The 6,515-nt window shown below is 74.5% G+C and carries 7 protein-coding genes; 1 reads left to right on the plus strand and 6 read right to left on the minus strand.

The window, feature by feature from the left end:
* The 3 genes from LCD31_RS17290 to dnaG all read right to left on the minus strand — a co-directional run.
* Window positions 1-630, minus strand: a 630-nt coding sequence (locus LCD31_RS17290; protein WP_224959419.1) for a methyltransferase domain-containing protein, incomplete at its 3' end; no start/stop codon positions are given.
* Between the two features lie 49 nt (window positions 631-679).
* Window positions 680-1,201 carry a hypothetical protein gene (locus tag LCD31_RS17295; RefSeq protein ID WP_224959421.1) on the minus strand — a complete coding sequence of 174 codons (522 nt, stop codon included), beginning with the start codon at window positions 1,199-1,201 and terminating at the stop codon, window positions 680-682.
* Complete coding sequence (gene dnaG / locus LCD31_RS17300) at window positions 1,201-3,093, minus strand: DNA primase (protein WP_224959423.1); 1,893 nt, start codon at window positions 3,091-3,093, stop codon at window positions 1,201-1,203. The genes LCD31_RS17295 and dnaG overlap by 1 nt, the downstream gene beginning before the upstream one ends.
* 65 nt (window positions 3,094-3,158) lie before the next feature.
* On the opposite strand from dnaG, the gene sigJ reads away from it, so the two are divergent.
* The gene (gene sigJ, locus LCD31_RS17305) at window positions 3,159-4,076 is read left to right on the plus strand and encodes an RNA polymerase sigma factor SigJ (RefSeq protein WP_224959425.1); all 918 of its coding nucleotides are present in this window, start codon (window positions 3,159-3,161) and stop codon (window positions 4,074-4,076) included.
* A 39-nt stretch (window positions 4,077-4,115) separates the two neighbouring features.
* On the opposite strand, the gene LCD31_RS17310 is transcribed toward sigJ, so the two are convergent.
* The 3 genes from LCD31_RS17310 to LCD31_RS17320 form a co-directional block, all read right to left on the minus strand.
* Window positions 4,116-4,682 carry a carboxymuconolactone decarboxylase family protein gene (locus tag LCD31_RS17310; protein WP_224959427.1) on the minus strand — a complete coding sequence of 189 codons (567 nt, stop codon included), beginning with the start codon at window positions 4,680-4,682 and terminating at the stop codon, window positions 4,116-4,118.
* Window positions 4,683-4,811: 129 nt separating this feature from the next.
* Window positions 4,812-5,909 carry a serpin family protein gene (locus tag LCD31_RS17315; RefSeq protein ID WP_224959428.1) on the minus strand — a complete coding sequence of 366 codons (1,098 nt, stop codon included), beginning with the start codon at window positions 5,907-5,909 and terminating at the stop codon, window positions 4,812-4,814.
* A gap of 242 nt (window positions 5,910-6,151) precedes the next feature.
* Window positions 6,152-6,337: a hypothetical protein gene (locus tag LCD31_RS17320; RefSeq protein WP_224959429.1), complete on the minus strand. Its 186-nt coding sequence runs from the start codon at window positions 6,335-6,337 to the stop codon at window positions 6,152-6,154.
* Between the last annotated feature and the right edge of the window lie 178 nt (window positions 6,338-6,515).

Raw genomic sequence — 6,515 nt, forward strand, 5'->3', positions numbered from 1 at the left:
CGCGCCCCGCGCGGCGCGCCCGGGGCGCCGCGCCGGGCCGGCCACCCATCCCCGGCGGGGGGGGGGGCCGCGGCGGGGGGGCGCGTTGGGGGGCCCCCCGGCGGCGCCCGCGGCGCGGAGGTCGGCGAGCACGTCCGCGTACTCCGCGGGCGTGCGCACCGAATCGGCGCGCAGCAGCCCGTCGACGTCCCACCCCTGCTCGGCGAGCACCTCGCGGATGGCGCGGTAGGACGGGGATTCGAAGTTCCCGGGCACCTGGAAGGCGAACGTGGCGCCGTCGGGCAACGCGGGCAACCAGCCGCGCAGCAGGTCGACGTGCTCGGGCACCCACTGCAGCACCGCGTTGCACAGCACCACGTCCACGTCCGGCGCGGGCCGCCAGTCCCGCACGTCCTGCAGCCGGGCGTCGACGCCGTTGCCGCGCGCGGCCTCGACCATCTGCGGCGAGGAATCGGTGGCCTCCACCGCGGCGTCCGGCCAGCGTCCGGTGAGCAGCCGGGTGAGGTTCCCGGCGCCGCAGCCCAGGTCGACGACGCGGCGGGCGGGTCGCTGCGGCACGCGGGCCAGCAGGTCGTGCGCGGGGCGATCGCGCTGTTCGCTGAACGACAGGTACTTCCGCGGATCCCACACGGCGCGAACAGTACGACCGTACTGCACGGATGTCCAGGTCCCGGAGCTGTCAGCGCGACCGGTGCAGGCGCTGGGCCACCTCCGCCGCCACCGGCGCCAGCGACCGCTCGTCGGTGCCCGGATCGGCGCGCACCTGCAGCACCAACCCGTTGCGGCCCGGCACCTTCCGCTGCACGAACCGCGCGCCGCCGCCGGGCAGCTCGCGGTGCTCGGTGCTGCGGATCGACCCGGTCACCCGCGTGTGCACGATCTCCGGCAGCGTCCCCGGTTCGGCGAGCCGCAGGCGCAGCGGGCGCAGATCCCGCAGCAGCACCGCGTCCCCCGCCGACCCGGACTCCACCGCCTCGACCACGATCAGCACGCCGTCCCGCCAGGTCGCCTTGCTCACCAGGTGCCAGCCCAGCAGCCGCCCCTCCGGCAGCCACAGCCCGAGGTGCGTGGCGACCAGCGGCCCGTCCGCCGCGCGCGCCACCGCCAGCACCCGCTCGTCGGCGCCGAGCGCACCGGCGAAGTCGGCGGGCACCTCGGCGGTGCCGGACAACCGGGCGGCGAACCGGCGCAGCCAGGTCATCACAACGCGCCCGAAGCCTGGTGCAGCAACGACTGCCGGTACTGCTCCAGCGCCAGCATGTCGCCGAACAGCGAGTTGTACTCGTCCGGGTTCTCCGTCGGCGAGGTGCGCTGCACCCGCGACTTGATGTCCGCGATCTGGCGCCCCACCATGATCTCCTGCAGCCGGGCGATCACCCCCGCCACGTAGCGCGGGTCCTCCTCCGACTTCGTGTCCAGCGCCTCCACCGCCAGCAGCGTGAGCAGCCGCCGCGTCACCTCGTCCTGGCACTCGCGGCCCACCGCGTCCACCAGTCCCGCCCCGGACAGGCCGGACATGGTGCCGCCCGCCGCGACGATCGCCTGGTGCAGCTCGGCGTAGACCGGTTCGGTGAACGCCTCCTCCGGCAGCGAGTCGTAGACCGGGCCGGACAGCGCGGGCACCTGCAGCGCCAGCTTCAACGTCTCCCGCTGGCACCAGCGCGGGTCGTCCCGGCGCGGCCGCGGCGGCAGCTCCACGTCCATGCCCAGCGACCCCTGGTCGGGGTTGCGCGGCGCGCGGCGGCGCTGCGGCTTGGCCGGCGCGCCCGCGGACTCGCGGACCCGGCGCACGATCTGGTTCTCGTCGTTCCAGCCGACCCAGCCGGACAGCTGCACCGCGTAGCCGTCGCGGCGCTCCACGTCCTTGATCTGCGCCACCAGCGGGACGGTGCGCTTGAGCGCCTCCACCCGGCCGTCCACCGAATCGAGGTCGTACTCGGTGAGCAGGCTGCGGATCGCGAACTCGAACAGCGGCTTGCGCCGCGCCACCAGGTCCCGCACCGCGGTGTCGCCGCTGGCCTGGCGCAGCTCGCACGGGTCCATGCCGTCCGGAGTGATCGCCACGTAGGTCTGGGTCGCGAACTGCTGCTCGCCGTCGAAGGCCTTCAGCGCCGCCTTCTGCCCGGCCGCGTCCCCGTCGAAGGTGAAGATGACCTCGCCGCGGAACGCGTTGTCGTCCATCATCAGCCGCCGCAGCACCGAGATGTGGTCGTCGCCGAACGCCGTACCGCAGGACGCGATCGCCGTCGGCACGCCCGCCAGGTGCATCGCCATCACGTCGGTGTAGCCCTCGACGACCACCGCCTGGTGCCGCTTCGCGATCTCCCGCTTGGCCAGGTCGATGCCGAACAGCACCTGCGACTTGTTGAAGATCGGGGTGGCAGAGGTGTTGACGTACTTCGCCTCGATCGGGTCGTCGTCGTGGATGCGGCGCGCACCGAAACCGACCACGTCCCCGGCCAGGTCCTTCAACGGCCACAGCAGCCTGCGGTGGAACCGGTCCAGCGGGCCGCGCCTGCCCTCCTTCGACAGGCCGCATTTGTACAGCTCGTCGAGCTCGAAGCCCTTGGCCAGCAGGTGTTTGGTCAGCTTGTCCCAGCCGGACGGGGCGAAACCGCAGCCGAAGCGGGTCGCGGCGGCCTCGTCGAAACCGCGCTCGGCGAGGTACTCGCGGCCCGGCAGCGCCTCCGGCGAACGCAGGTGCTCGGCGTAGAACTCGGCGGCGAGGCGGTGCGCCTCCACCATCCGCGCGCGGGTGCCGCGGTCCCGCTTCGGGCCCGGCGTCCCGCCCTCGTAGGTGAGCTGCAGCCCGGCCCGGTCGGCCAGCCGCTCCACGGATTCGACGAAACCCAGGTGCTCGGACTTCATGAGGAAGGCGATGACGTCGCCGCCCTCACCGCAGCCGAAGCAGTGGAAGGTGCCGTGGCTCGGGCGCACGTTGAACGACGGGGTCTTCTCGTCGTGGAACGGGCACAAGCCCTTCAGAGCACCGCCGCCGGCGTTGCGCAACGCCACGTATTCGCCGACGACCTCGTCGATCCGGATGCGGTCACGTACCTCGGCGACATCGCTATCTCGGATCCTTCCAGCCACCCGGCCAGTCTAGGCGTCGCGCACGACACACCGACGGGTGTCCCCGCGGGGCGCACAATCGGCGCATGACCAACGCCGGTCCGGAGCTCGCCGCCGAGTTCGACGCCCACCGAGCGCGGCTGGTCGCGCTCGCCTACCGGCTCACCGGCGGGCTCGCCGACGCCGAGGACGCGGTGCAGGAGGCCTGGCTGCGGCTGGCCCGCGAACCCGGTGAGATCCGCGACCTCGGCGCCTGGCTGAGCACCGTCGTCGGCCGGCTCTGCCTGGACAAGGTGCGCTCCGCCGCGCACCGGCGGGAGCGGTACGTGGGGCCGTGGCTGCCCGAACCGGTGGTGAGCCCGCTGGGCGCGCCCGACCCGCAGGACGTGGTGACCGGCCGCGAGGAACTGCGGATGGCGGCGCTGCGGCTGCTGCACGAACTGCCCGCCGAGCAGCGGTTCGCGTTCGTGCTGCACGACGGGTTCCAGGTGCCGTTCGGCGAGATCGCCGACCTGCTCGGCTGCCCGGCCGCCACCGCCCGCCAGTACGCGTCCCGGGCGCGGCGGTCCCTGGCCGAGGGCACCCCGCCGCGCGCGCCGCTACCCCGGCAGCAGGAGGTCGTCGACCGGTTCATGGCCGCGGTGACCAGCGGTGACGTGGCCGAGCTGACCCGGCTGCTGCACCCACGGGCGGCGCTCTACGGCGACGGCGGCGGGCAGGCGTCCACCGCCCGGCGGCCCGTCGTGGGCGCGGACAAGATCTCCCGGTTCCTGCTGGGGCTGGTGGCCAAGTACGGCACCGCCTCGCTCGCCGGATCGTTCCCGGTGCTGGTCAACGGCGATCTCGGCGTGTTCGTGCCGGGCGACCCGGACGATCCGACCGGGCGCACCTCGTTCCGGCGGGTGCTGGTGTTCACCGTGGCCGGCGACCGGATCGCGGAGCTGCACGACCTGGTGAGCCCGGACAAGCTGGCGCACCTCGACCCGGCCGCCTTCGATTCCTGATCGAGGGCCGCGCCGCCGGACGGGGACCCGGCCCGCGCCTCACGGCATCGGCACCCGGCACGCCTCGCCGGAGGCGAAGCCCTGCGCGGTGAGGCCCAGCGCGTGGTTCATGCGGGTCCGCTGGTTCTCCAGCGCGATCAGGTAGGTCAGCTCCAGCAGTCCCCGGTGGCCGAGCCTGCGGTCCAGCTCCGCGACCTGCTCGTCGGTCACCCGCACCGGCAGCTCGGTCATCGCGTCCGCGTACTCCACGACCAGCCGATCCAGTTCGGTGAACCGCGGCGAGGTGCGGTGGTCGTCGATCTCCCGCAGCCGCGCCACGTCCAGCCCCTCGTCGCGCTGCAGCATCGTGCCGAAGTCCACGCACCACGAGCAGCCGATGCGGGTCGCGGTCCGGAACACGGCCAGCTCCCGCAGGCTCGCCGGCAGCACCCGCGCCGCCCGGTCCACCGCCAGTTCCGCGGTGCAGGACGCCAGCAGCAGGCCCCGGTGGTGCGCGAGCACCGCCATCGGGTCCGGCACCGCACCGAAGCGGCGGCGGGCGTAGCGGTAGGCGAGCTTCGTCAGCAGTCCCACCCGCCGAGCGGGCAGGCGTTCGATCCGCGGCATGATCACTCCCGGTGGTCCCCGCCCGCCGGATGCGGGCGATCCACCACCGGGACGGGCGAGCGACCCGGAACGTGACAGCGCGCAGGTGAACGGCGCCTCCCCGAAGCGGAAGCGCCGTCCACCTCCGGGTCAGGACGGGTCGGTGACGCGGGCGAGGAAGTAGACCGCACCGGATTCGCGGTGGCGGACCAGGAACAGGAACGGGCGGTCCACCCGCACCCGGATCGGGTCGGGTTCGCGGACGATCGCGGTCAGCCGCATCATCGCCGCGGTCGCCGCCGCGCCTTCCAGCCCGGCCTCGTCCACGCGCAGCACCGCCTGGTGCACGATCGCCGAGATCTTCAGCGGTGCCTCGGTGAGCGCGCTGAAGTCCGCGCCCGGGGTGAACGCGGTGCGCACGCCGAGCGCACCGAGCGGTTCGGTGAGCTCCGCTTCCGCGGTGACGTCGAAGCGCGGCAGGAACAGCTCCACCCGCTGGTCGCGGCGCTGCGCCAGCAGTGCGTCCAGGTCGGCGGCGCTCAGCTCCGGTTCCGCGGTGGCGAGGTCCTCGTCGGGCAGCAGGACCACGGCCTCCGCTCCGCCCGCGGCGGGCAGCGCGATCGCCTGCCAGCCGCCGGCCGCGGCGTACCCGAGGCTGCGGGTGGTGGTCATCGTCGGTACCGCCCGCTGCCCGCCGGGCGCGTGGAACGGCTGCTCGGCGGTCCGCTTCGCGTCGAAGGCCTCCCGCCAGGACACCTTCAGGTAGAGCGCGTTGACCAGGGCGGCGACCGTCTCGGGGTCGACGGCGCCCGGGTCGAGCAGTTCCGGGATGAGGTCGCGCGTCGTCTCCGCCACGTCGGCGTTGATCAGCCGCCGGGCGCCGTCGGGGTCGTCGCGGAACGGGGCGGTGCGGACGGCGCTGCCGGGCCACTGCCCCAAGGTGCGCAGGAACTCCTCGCGCACCGGGAGCCCGTCGTGCGCCCACAGCGTGTTGGCGACCGCCAGCACCGGCGCTTCCGCCGAGCCGGTCGCGGACAGCTCCGCGGCCGGGGACAGCGCCCCGCGCACGGCTTCCGGATCGGGGGCGCGCAGTGCCGTCAGCAGTTCGTCCCGGGTGTCGCCCGCCGCGGCCGCGGTGGCCAGGCCGAGCGCGCTGGCCACCGAGTACGGGGACCAGGTGAACGATCGGTCCGGCGCGGGGGCGAGCCGGTGGTGCAGGGCCAGGCTGAAGTCGAGGTGCTCGGTCACGGCCGGGTGGGCTCCGTTCGGCGCGGCGGCGGTTCGGGGAGGATCTCCCCCGCCGAGTCTGCCACTCCGCGCGGGCCGCGGGCCGGTCCTGGCGACTTCCAGCGCCCGCCGCTGCGAACGCGTTCGCCGGCGGCGGAGCGACCGACCTCGGCCGGCGATCCCTCGCGGGACGGCGTCGTCGCGACCGCGGGCGGAATCGCCGCGGTGCGGTCGCCGCGCTTCGGCCGCCCTCGCGGGTCCGGCTAGCTGACGGATTCCTCGATGTCCGACAAGCCCATGAGGCGCAGTTCCTGCGCGATGTACTCGGCCGCCCGGCGCGCTTCGGGGTCGCGCCAGCGCAGGTCGTTCACCCAGTCCGCGAGGTTGTCGGTGTTCACGTAGGGCTCGCCGTCGACGACGAGCTTCTGGATGTAGTGCCGGTTCGGCATCGAGGCTCTCCTTGCGGCGCGGGGACGGGTCGGGGGTCGCGCCACCTGCACAGCAAGTCGGGGGGGGGGGGGGGGGGGGGGGGGCGGCCCCCCCCCCCGGGGGGCCCCGGGGGGGGGGCCCCCGCGGGGGGCCCCCCCCCCCCCGCCGCCGGGAAAAAGAACAGGGGTGGGGGGGGTG

This window comes from Saccharopolyspora sp. 6M (assembly GCF_020176775.1).
In the GTDB taxonomy this organism is placed as follows: Bacteria; Actinomycetota; Actinomycetes; order Mycobacteriales; family Pseudonocardiaceae; genus Saccharopolyspora_C; species Saccharopolyspora_C gregorii.

Coding starts and splice junctions, on each gene's coding strand:
- LCD31_RS17295 (WP_224959421.1), bottom strand. CDS start 1,201: ATGACCTGGCTGCGCCGGTTCGCCGCCCGGTTGTCCGGCACCGCCGAG.
- sigJ (WP_224959425.1), top strand. CDS start 3,159: ATGACCAACGCCGGTCCGGAGCTCGCCGCCGAGTTCGACGCCCACCGA.
- LCD31_RS17320 (WP_224959429.1), bottom strand. CDS start 6,337: ATGCCGAACCGGCACTACATCCAGAAGCTCGTCGTCGACGGCGAGCCC.
- LCD31_RS17310 (WP_224959427.1), bottom strand. CDS start 4,682: ATGCCGCGGATCGAACGCCTGCCCGCTCGGCGGGTGGGACTGCTGACG.